The sequence below is a fragment of the Curtobacterium sp. YR515 genome, assembly GCF_900113095.1.
In the GTDB taxonomy this organism is placed as follows: Bacteria; Actinomycetota; Actinomycetes; order Actinomycetales; family Microbacteriaceae; genus Curtobacterium.
In genome coordinates this window covers 887,384-905,135 of the sequence record NZ_FOOD01000001.1, presented here as the reverse complement: position 1 = coordinate 905,135, position 17,752 = coordinate 887,384, and the positions used below count along the sequence as shown (strand labels likewise).

General features: G+C 71.8%; 14 protein-coding genes. 3 read left to right on the top strand and 11 right to left on the bottom strand.

Annotation, left to right across the window (positions count from 1 at the left end):
• Positions 1-749: 749 nt before the first annotated feature.
• From BM028_RS04175 to BM028_RS04135, 9 genes are all read right to left on the bottom strand, one after another.
• The gene (locus BM028_RS04175) at positions 750-1,976 is read right to left on the bottom strand and encodes a hypothetical protein (RefSeq protein WP_092384708.1); all 1,227 of its coding nucleotides are present in this window, start codon (positions 1,974-1,976) and stop codon (positions 750-752) included.
• Positions 1,973-2,494 carry a glycosyltransferase gene (locus BM028_RS04170; RefSeq protein ID WP_092384706.1) on the bottom strand — a complete coding sequence of 174 codons (522 nt, stop codon included), beginning with the start codon at positions 2,492-2,494 and terminating at the stop codon, positions 1,973-1,975. Before BM028_RS04170 ends, BM028_RS04175 begins: the two co-directional genes overlap by 4 nt.
• Positions 2,491-2,943: a glycosyltransferase family protein gene (locus tag BM028_RS04165; RefSeq protein ID WP_217647219.1), complete on the bottom strand. Its 453-nt coding sequence runs from the start codon at positions 2,941-2,943 to the stop codon at positions 2,491-2,493. Before BM028_RS04165 ends, BM028_RS04170 begins: the two co-directional genes overlap by 4 nt.
• Entirely contained in the window at positions 2,943-4,049 is a 1,107-nt protein-coding gene (locus tag BM028_RS04160; RefSeq protein ID WP_092384704.1) for a glycosyltransferase, read from the bottom strand. Before BM028_RS04160 ends, BM028_RS04165 begins: the two co-directional genes overlap by 1 nt.
• A gap of 210 nt (positions 4,050-4,259) precedes the next feature.
• Positions 4,260-6,230 carry an Ig-like domain-containing protein gene (locus tag BM028_RS04155; RefSeq protein ID WP_092384702.1) on the bottom strand — a complete coding sequence of 657 codons (1,971 nt, stop codon included), beginning with the start codon at positions 6,228-6,230 and terminating at the stop codon, positions 4,260-4,262.
• Between the two features lie 90 nt (positions 6,231-6,320).
• On the bottom strand, positions 6,321-9,335 hold the full coding sequence (locus BM028_RS04150) for a glycoside hydrolase family 2 TIM barrel-domain containing protein (RefSeq protein WP_092384700.1): 3,015 nt from the start codon (positions 9,333-9,335) through the stop codon (positions 6,321-6,323).
• Complete coding sequence (locus BM028_RS04145) at positions 9,332-10,267, bottom strand: carbohydrate ABC transporter permease (RefSeq protein WP_092384698.1); 936 nt, start codon at positions 10,265-10,267, stop codon at positions 9,332-9,334. The genes BM028_RS04150 and BM028_RS04145 overlap by 4 nt, the downstream gene beginning before the upstream one ends.
• Positions 10,264-11,361, bottom strand: coding sequence for a carbohydrate ABC transporter permease (locus BM028_RS04140; RefSeq protein WP_071294396.1), 1,098 nt, complete (start codon positions 11,359-11,361; stop codon positions 10,264-10,266). Before BM028_RS04140 ends, BM028_RS04145 begins: the two co-directional genes overlap by 4 nt.
• On the bottom strand, positions 11,358-12,722 hold the full coding sequence (locus tag BM028_RS04135) for an extracellular solute-binding protein (protein WP_092384696.1): 1,365 nt from the start codon (positions 12,720-12,722) through the stop codon (positions 11,358-11,360). The genes BM028_RS04140 and BM028_RS04135 overlap by 4 nt, the downstream gene beginning before the upstream one ends.
• Positions 12,723-12,915: 193 nt before the next feature.
• Here BM028_RS04135 and BM028_RS04130 point away from each other — a divergent pair, with 193 nt between their 5' ends.
• Entirely contained in the window at positions 12,916-14,079 is a 1,164-nt protein-coding gene (locus BM028_RS04130) for a baeRF2 domain-containing protein (protein WP_092384694.1), read from the top strand.
• Positions 14,080-14,147: 68 nt separating this feature from the next.
• Here BM028_RS04130 and BM028_RS04125 read toward each other — a convergent pair whose 3' ends face one another.
• Positions 14,148-15,293 carry an MFS transporter gene (locus BM028_RS04125; protein ID WP_092384989.1) on the bottom strand — a complete coding sequence of 382 codons (1,146 nt, stop codon included), beginning with the start codon at positions 15,291-15,293 and terminating at the stop codon, positions 14,148-14,150.
• 107 nt (positions 15,294-15,400) lie between these two features.
• On the opposite strand from BM028_RS04125, the gene BM028_RS04120 reads away from it, so the two are divergent.
• On the top strand, positions 15,401-16,102 hold the full coding sequence (locus BM028_RS04120) for a GntR family transcriptional regulator (RefSeq protein WP_254789385.1): 702 nt from the start codon (positions 15,401-15,403) through the stop codon (positions 16,100-16,102).
• A gap of 81 nt (positions 16,103-16,183) precedes the next feature.
• On the opposite strand, the gene BM028_RS18435 is transcribed toward BM028_RS04120, so the two are convergent.
• Complete coding sequence (locus BM028_RS18435; protein ID WP_156794780.1) at positions 16,184-16,339, bottom strand: hypothetical protein; 156 nt, start codon at positions 16,337-16,339, stop codon at positions 16,184-16,186.
• A 209-nt stretch (positions 16,340-16,548) separates the two neighbouring features.
• On the opposite strand from BM028_RS18435, the gene BM028_RS04115 reads away from it, so the two are divergent.
• On the top strand, positions 16,549-17,655 hold the full coding sequence (locus BM028_RS04115; protein ID WP_070417092.1) for a LacI family DNA-binding transcriptional regulator: 1,107 nt from the start codon (positions 16,549-16,551) through the stop codon (positions 17,653-17,655).
• Positions 17,656-17,752: the final 97 nt, after the last annotated feature.

The window sequence follows — 17,752 nt, the reverse complement described above, 5'->3', positions numbered from 1 at the left end:
ACGGACCGCGGAAGCACTGCGGAGCACAGGGCCGATCGCCACGATGGCGACCCCGACCGCCACTGCGACGATCCCGCCTCGGCTGATCGTGAGGAACACGCCGACGAGCCCGAGGGCCGCTGCGAGCAGCGTGCTCGTCCGACCCCGCTCGACGAAGCGCCCCACGGCGATGACCGTGCCCGCTGCGAAGAACAGGGCGTTGTGGAGCGGGTGTCCGAGCGTCGTCGTCACCCGGTAGTCGCTCCAGTACTGCACGATCGGGAAGTCGCCCCCGGCGAACACCCCGCCGTACACGGGGTTGGCCCCGAGCAACCGCTCGATCATGCCGAACACCGCAAGTCCTGCGGCCAGCCAGACCCAGGTGTCGAGCAGGCGAGCGGCTTCGGCCGACGGCAGCCGATACCCGACCGCCGGAACCAGTACGAGCAGGACGAACGTGGCGCCCCAGCCGAACGAACGCTGCGTCGACATGCTCGTGAGTGTGCCGACGACGAGCAGGACCGCGACGGCTGCGCAGACGACGGTCACGACGGCGGGAGGTCGACGCTTCGCCTGGTGTTCGCGACGGAGCGCCCAGACCAGCACGACCAGTGCACCCGGGCTCAGGACCGTGACGAACTCCGGCAAGGGGAGACGACCGACGGGTACCAAGGCGGTGACCGCGAGTGCGATGGGGAGGAGCCAGGTTGCCGGGATCGCCCACAGGACGACCACGAAGGCGGCGGCTGCGGTCGCCAGGACCGTGAGCATCAGCACGGGAGCCCCCGATCGGTGCGGGTGCGGACGGACAGCAACACCATCCACGCTCCGACCGCCGTCGCCGTCGCGGCGGCGGCGCCGTCGACGTGCAGGACCGCGGTACCGGCGCCGACGAGGACGACTGCCAGGGCGAGGGTGCCGCACGTCGCGAGGAGGATCCGCCGGTACCGCCGAGCAGCGAAGAGCGCCTGCAGCTTCACGGCGACGAGTGCCGAGATCGCCGCGGACGCGATGAGTGCCACCGCGGGCACGGACAGGAATCGGAGTTCCGGACCGAACACGGCCGGGACAGCCCACGGCGCGACGGCGAGGACCGCACCGCCCGCGGCGACGAACACACCGAGGAGCGTCAGCAGTGCGCCACGAGGGAGCCGGCCGTCACGCGTCCCGTGCAGCCGCTGTGTCGCAGCGGCCTTGTACCCGATGCCGATGGCGGTCAGCGACTCGCACACCCGGGCGGTGGGCACGAACGCGGCGACGATCGCCGGCCCTGCCGTGACGGAGAGCGCGACGGTGCCACCCTGCGCGAGGAGCATCCACGTCACACTGACCGCCGCACCGGCGAGGAAGGCGACACTCCGGCCGCCCGAGCCGGACGGCTGCGGCCTGTCCGAGGTCGGAGCGGTCGCCACCGGAACCGACGCGAGGACGACCACGCATCCCAGACCCGCAACGATCCCGGATGCGGCGACAGCGGCCATCAGCCCCGTCAGGTCCGTCCCGGTCCACAGCGCGAGCTCAGCTGCGGCACACCTGGCGAGTGGCACGGCGAGGTAGGGGAGGGCCGCACCGAGCGCCGGTCGCCCGGCGCCGCGGAGGACGTTCATGGCGAGCACGGGGCCGACGGCGGACAGACCGGTCGCCACCGTCAGCAGCACGATCGGGTTCGGGAGCATCCACATCGTGGCGGCGAGCACGAGCGCGCCCTCCCCCACCGTGAGTGGGACGACGATCCAGAGGACCCGACGCCGCGTGGCGTCCGGATCCGCTACCGCTGCCGTCGCGGTGATGTCCGCAGGGGCACTGCCCACGACGTTGGCCGCGGCGATGGCGAGCCCGAGCGCCAAGGAGAACACCCCGAAGTCCTCGACCGGCAGCAGTCGTGCTGCCGGCACCAGCAGGAGGAGCGCGAGCACCCGTGATGCCAGGGACATCGCCGTGACGGTCGAGCCCGCCAGACCGCGTCGGATCAGGCTGCGCCCGGTCAGCGCGGTCACGTCGACGCTCCGAGTGCGCTCCAGACGTCGTTCCGGAACGCAGCCTGGTGCTGCGCGGTCGTGCTCGTCGCGCGGGCGATCGATGTGGCGCGGTCGTCACGACTGCGAGCTGCCTCGTCCCGGAGGACCTGCTGCAGCCGCTCCGGTCGTCGGACGTCGGTCGCGTACCCCATCGTCTCGAGCGACGCGGCGAACCGGATCTGGTGGTCGTCCACGTGTTCTCCCGCGACCCGCGAGCGACCGAGGACGAGCGGCCAGGTCCCCGCCGCCAGTGCTCCGAACACGTTGCCCGGGCTGGACTGGGAGACGAGGACGTCGGCCCACTCGAGCCAGGAGTCCATCGCATCGGCATCCAGGTACGGAGCCGCGTGGATCGCCGGAGACCGGTCCGGCCACGTGCCGACGCCGAATTGCACGACCCATTCGTCTTCCGACCGCGCCGTCATCGCTGAGGACACGGCGTCCAGCAGCCGCTGGAACGGCTGCTCGTGCGTGCCCACCGAGACCATGATCTTCATTTGCTCCTCCTGACGAGCGTGCGACGCGGGAACCCGGCGAGCTGGCCGTCCCACTGGGCGATGAACTGGTCGGTGACCGGTCGGACGAGGCGAGCGGTCAGGGTCGGGTTGTCGATGCGGTCGATGCACTCGACGAAGACGTTGTGCGTCCGGAAGAAGGCCTTTCCGACGTAGGCGAAGGGCACTGCTGCGGCCGCTCCGCTGCTCACGATGTAGTCGGGTCGTTCGGCGCGGAGCGTGCGGACGGCGATCCAGAGGTTGACGACCAGCGCTCGGATGCTCCGGTTCGTCGGCCAGGAGAGGCCGTGCACGCGATGCCCCGCGAGCTTCGGCAGGGAGTCCGGCTTGCGGAACGTGGCGAAGGCCACGTCCACGCCCTCCGGCGCCGGCATCAGGGCGAGGAGCTGGTCGAGGTGGCCCCCGCTGCTGCACACGAAGAGGACGCGCATCAGGCGGCCGATCCGAGGAGCTGGGCAGCGCGCGATTCCCACATCGTCGCCGCACGTCCGACGGAGAAGGGAGCGATGTAGTCGTCGAACGCCGTGATGTCTGGACGGGGGACCGCCGCCGCGCGTGCGACGGCGCGACGGACGGCTGCGACGTCGCCGAGATCGGTGATCTGCATGAGGTCGGGCCGGTCGCCGAGCGCGGCCTGCATCTCGACGGGACCGATCGCGCCGGCGGCGACGACCGGGGTGCCGACGGCCATCGCCTCGAGCAGGACGATCCCCCAGGCTTCGCTCCGGGCGCTGTGCACGAGGACGTCGGCAGCCGCCATGTAGCCGTACGGGTTGGCGTGTCCGCCCTCGACGGAGACGGACACCGGGCCCGGACGCTCCTGGAGGGCGGCGAGCTCACGGGCGAGGGGCCCCTCGCCGACGATCCGCCAGTGCACATCGCGCTCGAGTCCCCGGAGCGCGTCCCAGGTCAGGTCGAGCCCCTTGCGAGGAATGAGACTGCCGACCGACACGACCGTGAAGACATCGCGACGCGGTCGCGGGGCAGCAGCGGCGGCGGCACGGACGGCTGCGGCGTCGATGGTGCTCGGGATCACCGTCGGTTCAGCGGCGAGCCGGTAGACGTCGACCATCGAGGAAGCGACGGTCCGGGTGTTGGCGCTGAGGTGCTCTCGAGACCGGAACACCCCGCCGATGAGCCGCTGCTTCGTCGCACCGAAGGGGATGAAGGCGGCGTGGTCGCGGGGATCGAGGTCTTCGCAGTAGTTGTAGACGTGGTGCCGTGCGCCAACGAGGCGGTCCACCATCGCGCAGGCGAGGATCGACGACCACAGCTTGACGATGACGAGCGACCGCGGGAGGCGACGGAGCACGGCGTGGAGGCGGCGTGCGATCTCGACGGTCGCGAGGTGGCTCTCGAGACCGAGGACGTGCAGGTCGACGTCGGAGCGCAGTGTGTCCACGAGTCCACCGCCGCCCGAGTGCAGGACGACCGAGACCCGGTGCCCCCGCTCGGCGAGGGCGTTCGCGATGCTCACGGTCTGGCGCTCTGCGCCGCCGAACCGGAGGTGTGGCTGGATGAAGACGAACGAGGACATGGCTGACCTTCCTGCACGGTGACATTTACATATTACACGTCAGGATATCGTTTGTCGCGATTTCGGCTTGATGTGGAAAATCCACAGGTCCGCCAGGAGCCAGCGGTGCTTGACACGGACGCTGCACCCGCTGCGCACGACGAAAGTCACCTCGAACCACGCTTCCGCTTGGTTCGAGGTGACTTCCGTTGTGCGAGCCGCGCTGCGCGGCTAGCGCGCGGCCGCGGCCACGGCGCGCCGCCGCGCGAGCAGTACCCACGCACCCGTGGCGAGCAGCAGTGCCGCCACGGCCCCGGTGACGAAGACGGCCGGCCCGGACACGCCCGTGTACGCCAGCACTCCCCGCGCGCTCGCCCGCTCGGCCACGGCGTCGGACGCCCCGCGGTCACCAGCGCCTGAGGCAGCGCCCGGTCCCGAGCCTGAGGCAGCGCCCGGTCCCGCGCCGCCGCCCGAGCCCGAGCCCGAGCCCGGGTCCGGTGTCGGCGGCACGACCACCGACTCGACCGGCTCCACGACGACCCGGACGACCGCCACCACGGTCTGCCCCGCGTGCGTCGTCACCTGGTACCGCACCGCCGTCGCCGGTCCGGAGAACGACGACTCCGGGGTGAACGTCACCTGCGCACCCTCGACCGTCCAGAGACCCTCGCCGGGGACCCGGAGCCGCTTGCCGTCCGCCGAGAGCTCCGCCCCCTCGATCCCGTCGCCGCTCAAGCGCAGCGAGTCCGGGTCCGCCGAGCTCCCGTCGAGCGGGTCGTTCCCGAGGACGTCGATCGTCACCGGCTCGCCCTGCTTCGTCCTGCCCTCGTCGTCGACCGCGACGGCCTCGGGCAGGACGACCTCGAACGCGGTCCGGTCGGCGTTGTTCGACAGGTCGACGTCGGTCACCGAACCGTCGAGTGCGATCGCGGGGCGGGCTGCGTCGAGGCGGTCGCTCGTGAAGTCCGTGACGCTCTCGACGGGCATCGCGTGGAGGCCGGAGCGGGTCGTCACCGGCACCGTCCCCCGCACCGCGATCGTGACCGCACCACCGGGCGGGCCCGACCAGTCGGCGGCGACCGCACCCTGTCCCGCAGCGGCGCCGCACGTCGCTCCGGCCTCCGCACGGCACGTCCACCGCACGTCCGTCAGCGGCAGTCCCTCGGTCGCCGCCACCGTGCGCGCGACGGCGTCGACCGCTCCGCCGATCGTCGCCGGCCCGTCGTTCACCGACCGCAGCTCGAACGTGACGTCCTCGCCGGGGGTGACCGGCGCGTTCGTCAGCGTGTGGGCGGTCGTGACGACGTCGGTCGGCTGCGTCGCCCGCAGGTTCCGGATCTCGTGGAATTGCGTCCGGCCCCCGGTCGATGCGCTGAAGCCGAACCGTACCTGCTCCGGCAGTGCCGTGGCGGGGAGGTCGGCGCTGACGACCTCGCGCATCTCGCCCGCGTCGGCGCCGGGGTCGGTCGGCTCGGACATCGCGACGAGCACCCGGATCCCGCCGGCGTCGGTCGGCAGCAGATCGATCTGCACGTGACGGTGCGTGGCCGCCTCGGCCGTGGTCTCGCGGTCTTCGAGGAACCCGTCGCCGAGGTCCCCGGTGGTCGCGAGGACCGGGTAGCACTCGCGCTCCGGACCCCGGACGGTGATCGCGTTCGGGACGACGTCGGGACGCGCGAAGTTGCCGAACCGGTCGAACCCGATCCCCACGACCCCGCCGTCGAGGCCTTCCTCGCAGGGACGGGTGCCGTCGTGGTAGCCGAGGCCGGCGCCGACCGGACCGATCGCGTCGAGCGGGACGGCGGCGTCCTGCAGGAAGAACCCGATCCCGTCGGCGTACCCGGTGTCCGTGGTGCTCCACATCCGCTGGTCGAACTCGACCGTCAGGCCGTGGCTGGAGTCGTAGGGCGACTCGTTGTACACGGCGGAACTCACCCGCTTCGTGTCGTCGGTCAGCCGCAGCCACCGTCCGGCGGCGCCGTGGTCGACGATCGCTGCCTGTCCGTCGTCCGTCGCGATCCGGGTCCAGCCGGCGGGCATCGTCGTGCCGACCGGCAGTCCGACGAAGGGGTCGGTGACCGGGAACGGCGCGACCGCGTGCGCGGGGGACGTCGTGGCGACCGCGGTCGCGAGGCCGCCGCCGACCACCACGAGGGCGGTCAGGGCGGCGCTCGCGACGGCGCGCCTGGGAGTGCTGTGCATGGGGTCCTCTCTGCTGGTGGAGAAGACCCTTCCGGACGCCCGACACGGGCGCAAGGAATATGTATCAGATATACGACTTCCGGGCTGCGCTCAGCCGAGCACGACGCTCCACGAGAACGCCTGCGGCCAGAGCTGGTGCTCCGGCAGCACGTCGAGGCCGCACGCACGCGACCCCAGGCCGTGCTGCGCGGCGTCGAGGTACAGGTACAGGTGCTCCGACACCGGCAGCTCGTAGGGGTGCATCGCGCGACCGATCTGCTGCGCGGTCCACGGCGACAGGGTGAACCCCGCACGGTGCGAGCCGACGGTGGACACGGTGAACGGCCCGACCGACAGCTCGCGCAGCGACGGCCGGTGCCCGGTCTCCTGCGGCATCGAGTACTCGACGCCGAGCGACCGCACCGGTGCCGAGAAGCGTCCGACGCGGGCGGCGTGCGACGAGTCCGCGTACGACTCGAGCGGCCCCGTGCCGAACCACGACGCGTCCGAGCCGGCCAGGGACGGTGGTAGGTCGAACCGCACCCCGATCCGTGGCCACGTGACGTCCCACGCGCCGAACGGCACCGCGTCGGTCTGCAGCAGCAGCCCGGCGTCGGTCAGGGTCCAGCGGTGCGTGACGTCGACGCCCCACCCGCTGTTCGCCGCCGCGACGCGGACCCGCTGCTCGAGCCCGGAGTCCGTCCGCGACACCGACACGAGCCGGTGCGTGAGCCGGTCCAACCCACGTTCCCGCCAGCGTGTGGCCGACGGGGGAGCGTCCGGGTCGCCCACGCCGTGCGTCAGCACCGGGTCGGCCGTCTCGTACCCGCCCTGCGACGCCAGACTGTCGTTGTCGGTCGGTGCGCGCCACAGCTCGAGCCGCGGCCCGGCGACCTCGTGCCCCTTCCAGGACACCAGGTCACCGCGGGCCGAGAACGTCCCGTCCCCGAGTCGGTCGCCGTCCCACCCCTGACCGGAGGCCCGTGGCACGTCCGCCTCGCGCGATGCGACGAGCGTCTGGGTGCGTGACAGGACGTGGCCGGTGTCCGCCCACGAGGTCGGCCCCGCCAGTTCCGCCCTGACGTCGAACCACAGCTCGTCACCGGGGGCGGGCGCCGCGGTCGCGGCCTCGAGCACCTCGTCCGGCGCCGGCACCGTGGCGGAGGACCGCGCCGCGACGACGCCCGGCGAGAACCGGCCCTCGTGCTCCACCACGCCGTTCCGGGACAGCGTCCAGTGGAACCGCAGTCCCGCGGTCGAGGCCGAGTGGTACCGGTTCTCGATGAGCACGGTGGTGTCCGACGCGGACAGCCGGATCGGCGCCACGACGGCCGCGAACTCGGCCAGCCCCGGCGTCGGGGTGTCGTCGGGCAGCACCAGGCCGTCCATCACGAAGTTGCCGTCGTGGACGACCTCGTGGAAGTCGCCGCCGTACGCGTAGTACGGCCGTCCGTCGGGGGTGTGCGCGAGCAGCCCGTGGTCCCGCCACTCCCACACGAACCCACCGTGCAGGCGCGGGTACTTGTCCACGAGGGCCTCGTACTCGGCGATCTGGCCGGGCCCGTTGCCCATCGCGTGCACGTACTCGCAGTGGATGAACGGCTTCGACCGCTGACGAGCCGCCTCGGCCGGGCCGCAGCCGAGCAGGGGCGTTTCCGGACCGCCGCCGATCGACTCGGTCTCCTGCAGCGACGGGTACATGCGCGAGTACACGTCGGTGTAGGCGCCCGTGTAGTCGCCCTCGTAGTGGACCGGACGTTCGTCGTCGCGGTCGTGCACCCACTGCGACATCGCGGCGAGGTTGCGGCCGGTCCCGGACTCGTTGCCGAGCGACCACATCACGATCGACGCGTGGTTCTTGTCGCGCTCGACGGTCCGCGCGATGCGGTCGAGGTACGCCTCGCGCCAGGCCGGGTCGTCCGACGGGTTGCCGACCCAGCCGGTGAAGATGAACCCGTGCGTCTCGAGGTCGCACTCCAGGATCACCCAGAAGCCCAGCTCGTCGGCGAGGTCGAGCACGCGGGGGTGGGGCGGGTAGTGCGACGTCCGGATGGCGTTGACGTTGTTCCGCTTCATGAGCGCCATGTCGGCGCGTGCGTGCTCCTCGTCGAACACCCGACCGCGCACGGGGTGGGTCTCGTGCCGGTTCACGCCGTGGAACACCACGCGCTCGCCGTTCACCAGGAACCGATCGCCCTCGATCGACACGGTGCGGAAGCCGAGCCGCAGCGACACGGTCTCACCACCGGCGCTCCCACCGGCTGCGGTCCCGGTGGACAGCGTCGCGTCGTACAGCGTCGGGAGCTCGGCGCTCCACGGCTCGACACCCTCGACGGTGATCGGTCCGACCTCGTCGGCGGACGCCCACGAGACGTCGACGCCGAGCGCGGGCACCGTGAAGCGCACCGGGAACGCAGCATCGACGGTCGGGAACGAGACCGTCCCCGTGCCGGTCGACGGTCGGCCGGACGCCGCGGTCCCGGCGCTCGCCGCACTCCCGAGCACGGCGGTCCACCCGGCGCGGACGAACACGTCGTCGATCGGGGCGGTCGGCCGCGCCAGCAGCGTGACGTCGCGGAAGATCCCGGGCAGCCACCACTGGTCCTGGTCCTCGAGGTACGAGGCCGCCGACCACTGGTGCACCCGGACGCGGACCTCGTTCGCCCCCGGTCGCAGCACGGACGTGACGTCGAACTCCGTCGCGAGCCGCGACCCGGTCGACCATCCGATGAGGACGCCGTTCACCCACACCCGGAAGTGCGACTCCACCCCGTCGAACCGGAGCAGCACCCGGGCCGCGGCGTCGAAGGACGTCGGGACGTCGAAGGTGCGTCGGTAGTCGCCGGTCGGGTTCTCCTCCGGCGGGTGCGGCGGGTCGATCGGGAACGGGTACTGCAGGTTCGTGTAGCTCGGTGCGCCGTGCCCGTGCAGCACCCAGTGCGCCGGCACCGGGATCGTGCCCCACTCGTCCTCCGGCCCCGGTTCCGGGACGTCCGCGACGGGCGACCACCGGAAGTCCCACTCCCCGTCCAACGACAGGGCGGGAGCGTCCGTGTGCAGCCAGGCCCGTGGGGCCAGCCGGGTGTCCGAACCGGGGGCGGTGGAGGAGAGTGCGGCGATGGTCAACCCTTGACCGATCCTTCCGTGAGGCCCCCGCGCCAGAAGCGCTGCAGGACGATGATGGCGATGACGAGCGGGATGACCGAGACGAGCACCCCGCCGGTGGTGAGCTGGTAGAACTCCGGCAGCCGGTCCACCTGCGAGCGCCAGTTGTTGAGTCCCAGTGTGATCGGGTACAGCTTCTGGTCGGCCAGCATGATGAGCGGCAGGAAGAAGTTGTTCCAGATACCGACGACCTGGAACAGGAACACGGTGACGAGTGCCGGCGTCATCTGCCGGAGCACGATCGTGTGGAAGATCCGGAGCTCGCCGGCCCCGTCGATGCGTGCCTGCTCGAGGAGCGCGGTGTCCACCGACGCCGCGGCGTACACCCGGCAGAGGAACAGGCCGAACGGTGAGACGAGGCTCGGGATGAGCACACTCCAGTACGTGTCGGTCAGGCCCAGCGTCGAGAACAGCAGGAACAGCGGCAGCGCCGTCGCCGTCCCCGGCACGAGCACGCCGCCGAGGATCGTGCCGAACACGAGCTGCCGACCCCGGAACTCGTACTTCGCGAGCGCGTAGCCACCCGCCGCGGCGAAGTACGTCGCGAGGACGGCGCCGACGCCCGAGTACAGGATGCTGTTCGCGATCCAGCGGACGAAGATGCCGCCGTCGTACGTGAACACCTGCTGGAGGTTGCTGAACAGCGCGAAGTCGCCGCCGAACCAGAAACCGTTCGTGGCGAACAGCGCACCGGTGGTCTTCGTCGCGGCGATGATCACCCAGTACAGCGGGACGAGGAAGTAGATCGCGACGATGACGAGGATGCCCGTCACGACGATCTGCGACTTGCCGGAGCGGTCGAGCTTGCGGCGCTGGTGCGCCGAGATCGACGTGGTGTCCACCGGGACCGCGGTCTTCGCGGTGGCCGGCGCTTCGATGGCTTCGCTGCTCATGCGTCCGCCCCCTTCGTGACGGTGGTGCCGTGGTCCGGACCGGAGCGGCCCTGGAGGTGCGGTGCGGCCTGGGTGGTGACCGTCCCGGCGGACGCGACGCGCGTCTGGAGCGCGACCCGCGCCTCCTGGCCGTCCCGCTTCGCCCGCTTGCGGCGATCCCGCTCGTCCTTCGGCGGACGGTTCGTCAACGCGAGGAACGCGAACGACAGGATGAACGCTGCCAGCGCGATGATGACCGCCTGCGCACTCGCGACGCCGTACTCGTTGAACGCGAACGCGTTCGTGTAGGCGGCGTAGTTCGGCGTGTACTCGGTGTCGATCGCGGGGGCGACCGTGGACAGGATCTGCGGCTCCGCGAAGAGCTGCAGCGTGCCGATGATCGAGAACACGGTCGTGAGCACGAGTGCCGGCGCGATGAGGGGGATCTGGATCCGCCACGCGACCTGGAACGCGTTCGCGCCGTCGACCTTGGCGGCCTCGTAGACCTCGCCGGGGATGGACTTCAGCTGCGCCACGATGATGAGCATGTTGTAGCCGGTGTACGTCCACGTGACGATGTTCGCGATCGACCAGAGCACGCTGTTCGCGCCGAGGAAGTCCGGCTGGAGCCCGATCCCCTGCAGCAGCGACACGATCGGCGACAGGCCCGGCACGTAGAGGAACGACCACAGGATCGTGGCGATGACGCCGGGGACGCCGTACGGCATGAAGTAGATCGCACGGAAGAAGCCCGGCCAGCGGGCGCTCGCCGACTCGAGCAGCAGCGCGAGGATCGTGCAGGCGATGATCATCACCGGGACCTGCACGATGCCGAACAGCAGCATGCGGCCGATCGAGGCGACGAAGCCGGCGTCCTGCAGCGCGATCGCGTAGTTGTCGAACCCGGCGAACCTGCCGACGACGCCGTCCTCGCCGAACAGCCCCTCGCGGTCGACGGTCGTGAACGACTGGAACAGCGCGCTGATGATCGGGATGATGAACGTCAGCACGAACAGGGCGAGGAAGGGTGCGAGCAGGATCCACGGGGCGCGCTTCTGGGCGACCGTGGCCTTCGTGCTCGTGCGGAAGCCGTTCTTCGGCTGCGTCGTGGTCATCGTGCCGTCCTCACGCTGAGGCCCTTGTCCTTGAAGGACTGGACGATCTCCTTCTGGGCGAGCTCCACCGCGTCGGTGAGCTTCAGCCCACTCGTGAGCTTGCGGCGGAACTGGTTCTGCAGACTCGTGAACGCCGACTGCGTCACGGGCGACCAGGACCACTCGACGTTCTGCTCCTGGGCGGCGGGGACGAAGACGTCCTCGTTGTAGTTCTGCCCGGAGAACCACTTGCTCGGCTGCTCGCGCTGCGCCCCGATGTAGTCCTTCGCGGGCGACCACCCGATGCCGCAGTACTTGATCATCGCGTCGATGCCCTCCTTCGAGGTGGTCATCCACGTGATGAACTCGAGCGCTTCCTTCGGGTGCTTCGCGTTGGCGAGCACCGCGGCCGTCGAACCGCCGATCGCGCTCGACCCGAACCCGGTGTCGCCCCACTTCTGCATGGGTGCGACCTTCCACTTGCCCTCGCCGCCCTGGACGGACTCGATGAGGGCGTCGCCCCAGCTCGCGCTCGTGACGGCCGCGATCTTGCCGCTCGCGGCCGAGGCGTACCAGCCGGGGGAGTACGCGCCGGCGCTCGTGTCGACGAGCTTGTCGTCGATGACGCCGTCGAAGAACTCGGCGACCATCAGGGTCTTGTCGTCGGTCATGTCGACGACCCACTCGTCGCCGTCGACCTTGAACCACCGGGCGCCGGCCTGCTGCGCGTACGCGGCGAAGGGGGAGGCGTCCGAGACCGGGAAGACCTCGAGGTAGTTCTGCGCCCCGGTCTTCCGGACCTTCTCGGCGAGGTCGCGCCACTCGTCCCACGTCGTCGGGGGTTCGCCGCCGGCCCGCTCCAGGAGCGCCGTCTGGTAGTAGAAGCCCATGGGGCCGGTGTCCTGGGGAATGCCGTAGATGCCGTCCACGAACGAGACCTGCGCCCAGGCGGCGTCGTCGTACTTCGACTCGAAGTCCTTCGCGCCGTAGCGGGCGAGGTCGACCAGGCCGTTGGCGAGCATGAACTCGGGGATCTGGCGGAGCTCGACCTGCCCGATGTCCGGGCCGCCGCCGGCCGCGAGCGCGGAGTACATCTTCTGGTACCCGCCGCTGTTGCCGCCCGGGATCCAGTTCGCGGTCACCTGGATGTCCGGGTGGGTCGTGTTCCAGACGTCGCAGACCTTCTGCAGGTCCTTCAGCCAGGCCCAGTAGGTCAGCTCGACCTTCTGCCCGCTCGCGGCGGCGGGGATCAGCGCCGCCTTGTTCACGTTGGTCGAGCCCGGCACCGCGCAGCCGGCGAGCAGTCCGGTCGCGGCCGCGCCGAGGCCGAAGCCCAGCAGTTGTCGTCGGGAGATGGGCCGTCGGTTCGGTGGAGGCGTCATTGCCGGGACTCCGGTTCGTCGTCGAGCGGGATGCCTCCAACCCAACCACAGAACCGAGCGCAGCTGTACTTTCACGAAGACTCTGGACGTTCCCTCCAGACGTGGAACACCGTGCCCCGCCGGGGTGGAGTGTGGGCCAACACGAAACGTCGGGGTCCGTGACAGCCCCGGCATCCGTCCGAGAGGAGCTGCCATGACGTCGACCAACGCGACGAGCGAACTGCACGGGATCCTGGGACAGCGGCTGGAGGGCGGTGGGACCTGGGCCTGGGCGTACGCCGACGTCTCCGGCAACGTGGAGGACCCCCGACGGCAGGCGGCACTGAAGCTGCGTGCCGTCGAGGAGGCCCTCCGTGCGCAGGGTGCGACCGACGACGTGGTCGACCTCGTCGCCGGCGAGTTCGAGCAGGAACCCGGTGTCCCCTCGCCCGTCACCCGGTACGTGCTCGTCCACGACGGTGCCCTCGTGCTGAGCGAGGTCCTGCCCGGCCACCTGCACGGCGCGGAGTCGGTCGGCGTCGGTGCCGTCCCCGACCTCGTGCCGCTCGTCGCCCACCGGCCCGTCGACCTGCCGTTCCTGGTGGTGCACGCCGGCAAGGAGGGCGGGGCCTTCCGCGCCTACCGACTCGGTCACGCGCCGCTCGACGCGACCGGCGGTGAGCAGCAGGTCCAGGGGCGCAACGACACCCTGCACTACGCCAAGGCGGGGACCGGGTGGAAGCAGCCGCACTGGCAGCAGCACACCGAGGAGATCTGGAAGCAGAACTCGTCGGAGACCGCCGCCGCCGTGGACGAGGCCGTCCGGACACTCCGACCCGGACTGGTCGTGGTCGCCGGGGACGTCACCGCGCGGGAACTCCTCGTGAAGGCGCTGTCCTCGGAGACCCGTGCGCTGACCTCCGTCTTCCCGGGGGACCCCCGCGCCGACGCCTCGTCGAAGCAGGCGTTCGTCGAGCACGTCGAGACCGCGCTCGCCCGGGTCGTCGCCACCCGACGCCACGACCTCGAGGACCTGCTCCGCACCCACGTCGGTCGGGGCGACAACCTCGCCGTGACCGGGCTCGGAGCAGTCGTCGGGGCGCTGCAGCAGGCGCAGGGATCGGTCGTCGCGCTCGACGCCGTGGCGGTCGGGGAGCGGACGCTCCTCGCGCTCGCCGGTGCCCCGTGGGTGGCGACGGCGCCGGAACAGGCTGCCGGGACGCCCGTCATCGGAGCGGTGCCGGCGGTGTGCGCGCTCGTGCGTGCGGCGGTGCTGACGGACGCGGAGCTCGTGCTCGTCAACGCGGCGTCGCTGCCGGGCGGGGTCGCGGCGGCGGCGTTGCTGCGGTGGCCGGTGGGGCCGGCCGTGCCCGCCTGATGCGGTGAGCACCTGACGGACGGGAGGCGCGGTGCTGGCTGGCACCGCGCCTCCCGTCCGTCCTGCGGTCAGTCGTGGGAACGATCGCGCCGGGGCACCAGCGGCAGCGCCAGCAGCGGCAGCACCCCCACGATCGAGAACGACGCCGCGAACCCGAGCGCCCCGACGAGCGCGCCGACCCCGGGACCCACGGCGCTCGCCGCGATGAACTGCCCGGTGTTCTGCGCCCCGAGCGCCCGCCCGGACCAGAACGGCCCCGCGGCCTCGGCCACCGACGTGTACGCGAGCCCGTTGTCCGCGACGGTGACGCTCGTGGCGACGACGAGGAACACCGCGGCGGCGGCGAGGTGCGTGGCGTCCACCAGCGCCAGCAGCCCCATCACCACGGCGGCGCTCACCGCGACGATCCGCAGCGGGCCGACGCGCGAGGCGGCGCGGTCGCTCCAGGCGCCGACGAGGATCCTCCCGACGGCGCCGACGAACTGCGACGCCCCGACGAGCAGTCCCGCGGCCGGGGTCGACCAGCCGAGGCCGACGAGCCACACCAGGCCGTACGTGGACAGCGTGAACTGCGGCACGACGAGCAGGACCGACACCGCGTGGATCCGCCACAGGAACCCGTTCGCCCGGTACGGGTTCGCGACGTGCTCCACCGGGGCGTCCGCACGCGCGGGGCGGGGCGGGTTCGCGATGCCGATCGCGCACAGCACGGCGAGCACGGCGCACAGGACGACGGGCAGGACGAGGGCCGCGCGGATGCCGTCCGCCTCGGCGAGCTGCGGGACCGTGACGGCCGCGAGCGTCACCCCGAGCGGCTGCGACATCTGCCGGATGCCCATCGCGAGGCCGCGCCGCTCCTTCGGGAACCACCCCACCACGACCCGACCGCTCGCGGCGTTCGTCGAGGCGCTCGTCATGCCGGCGGCGAGGAACGCCAGGCCGAGCAGCACCGGGTCGCCCGCTGCCAGCCAGGCCCCGACGACCGCGAGGGTCGTGAGCACGAGCCCGCCCGCGATGACGACGCGCTCGCCGACGCGGTCGGTGATCGCACCCCAGGCGATCAGCGTCAGGACCATGCCGAACGTCGGTGCGGCTGCCAGGAGCCCGGCGAGGGTGAGCGTCGTGCCGTGGGCGTGCAGGTACGGGATGAGCAGCGCGGGGGCGGACACCACGAGGGTGCCGGCTGCTTGGGCGGCGACGCCGAGGCCGAGCATCGTCCAGGCGCGGGAGGTGGTGGTCACGAGATCGTTTCAGTGTGGAACGGATTGGTATACCATTACGGTATACCATCCGGTCCGGATCGCCGCTAGGCTGGATCGCCGTGACCGAGACGACCGATGCAGCGCCCGTGTCGCAGACGAGCCAGCTCTACGACAACCTCCGAGCCGCGATCCTCACGCTCGAGATCGCCCCGGGGGAGCGCATCTCCGAGCGGGGGCTCGAGGCGCGGTTCCACGCCTCACGGACCCCCGTGCGCGCAGCCCTGTCGCGGCTCGAACGCGAAGGGCTCATCCTGCACGAGGGTCGCTCGTGGACGGTCACCCCGATCGACCTCGACGAGATCGCCTCGCTCGCGGAACTCCGCGGCGTCCTCGAACCCGCCGCCGCCCGGCTCGCGGTGGCACGCGCGTCCGAGGAACAGCTCGCCGAGGTCCGCGGCCACCTCGACTCCCTCCGGCCGACGCCCGACCAGCAGGCCGGCATCCGGATGGGCTCGACGTTCCACCTCGACCTCGCCGCGCTCGGCGGCAACCGGTTCATCACCGACGCCATCGCCGATGCACTCACCCGTCTGGAGCGCACGCGCTGGATCGAGGTGCGCACGCCCGAGGCCCGCGACGCCGCGTGGGAGGAGCACAGCGCCATCATCGACGCCGTGCGCTCCGGGGACGCGGACCGCGCGGCCGAGCTGCTCGCGGCGCACGTCGCCGGCACGAACGACCGGCTGCTGGCGTGGATCGCGCAGGAGCGCCGGCGTCTGCGGGGCGCCGGCATGGCGATCGTGGGCAGCACCGAGCGCTGACGCGACGGCCGTGCCGTGGACGCGCCCACCCGCGGAGGGCGCGGTGCGGGGCGGACCCGCACCGCGCCTCCGGGAAGGCCGCTACGGTTTCGTCGCCGCGTCCTCGGCCGCGTCGATCTGGTCGAAGATCCAGGCGTTGCCGCCGTCGGAGTGGTCGAGCAGTGCGTCGCGCACCTCGGCCTCGTCGGTGGTGAGCCGGATCGCGCTCTTGCTGCCGGACCGTGTCGATTGGGACATCGCGTCTTCTCCTGTGTGTGTGGGCACCGTCGTTGGTGCGCTTCCTCACGGGACGTGCTGAGGTCGTGACAGTGTCGCGCGCGCTGTCCGGATCGCGCAAGGGGTTTCCGTCACATGTGGGAAAGTCCCGGTCTGCACCATGCCTAGGATGGTCCGGCCGCGCGGCTCGCGGCACGACACCAGCGGACGTCGGACAGGAGGGACGGGCTTTGGCCGAGCAGCGCACCGCACCTCCCACGGTCTACGACGTGGCCTCCGCGGCGGGCGTCTCCATCGCCACCGTCTCCCGCGTGCTCCGCACGCCGGACGCCGTCCGCGAGGGCACGCGCGACCGGGTCCAGGCGGCGATCCGGACGCTCGGGTACGTGCCCTCCGGGAACGCACGGGCCCTCGCGGGCAAGCGCACCGGCGTGGTCGGACTGCTGCTGCCCGGGTTCGACGTCGTGCCGGACGAACGCCCCGACCTCGTCACGGACGGCGGCGTGCGGGTCGTCGACGACCGGCGGCACGTGACGCAGCCGTTCTCGTCCAACCTGTACTTCGACGAGGTCCTGCGCGGCGCCGAGACCGAGGCCTGGCAGCGTGGTCTGGCGCTGATGGTGGCCGCGGGGCGGGGGTCCTCGCGGGACGTCATCGTGAACGACGTCGCCGGCCGGGTCGACGGTCTCGCGGTGCTCGCCCAGACGGTGCCCGACGACCTGCTCGAACACGTCGCCCGACGGATCCCGGTCGTGGTGCTCGCCGACGACCGGCGCTCGCACGGGTTCGACTCGGTGAGCGTGGACAACGCGGCGGGCATGCGGACACTCGGCGCGCACGTCATCGGGCGGCTCGGCATCCGGTCGTCGCTCGTGTACCTGGCGGGGCCGATCGACTCGCCGGACGACATCGAGCGCTCCGCGGGCTTCCGCCAGGCGCTCGAGGACCACGGGGTGCCGGCGTCGTCGGTGCGTGTCGTGCACGGCGACTTCGGGCGTGCGCGGGCCCGGGAGCTCGCGGCCCAGCTGCTCGACGGGGACGCCGTCCCGCGGGCGATCGTCTGCTCGAACGACCAGTCGGCGCTCGGGGTGCTCGACGCCGCGGGGGCGCGGGGTGTGCGGGTGCCGGAGGACCTCGTCGTGACGGGCTTCGACGGCATCGACGCGGGTCGGTTCTCGTCGCCGCGCCTGACCACCGTGCACCAGCCGATGGGGGAGCTCGGGCGCGCGGCGGTGCGGGCGATCGTGGACCGGCTGGAGCGCCGCGAGGGGCCGCCGCGGGCGATGCGCCTGCCGGTCGAGGTGCTCCTGCGCGAGAGCTGCCCGCCGGCGCTGTAGGTGTCGGCTGCGCCTGCGTCGGTGTGCGCGGTCCCGCGGCGCCGCGTCGTCGCTGCGAGGTCCCGCGTCGCCGCGGTGTGCGAGCTCCCGCGGCGCC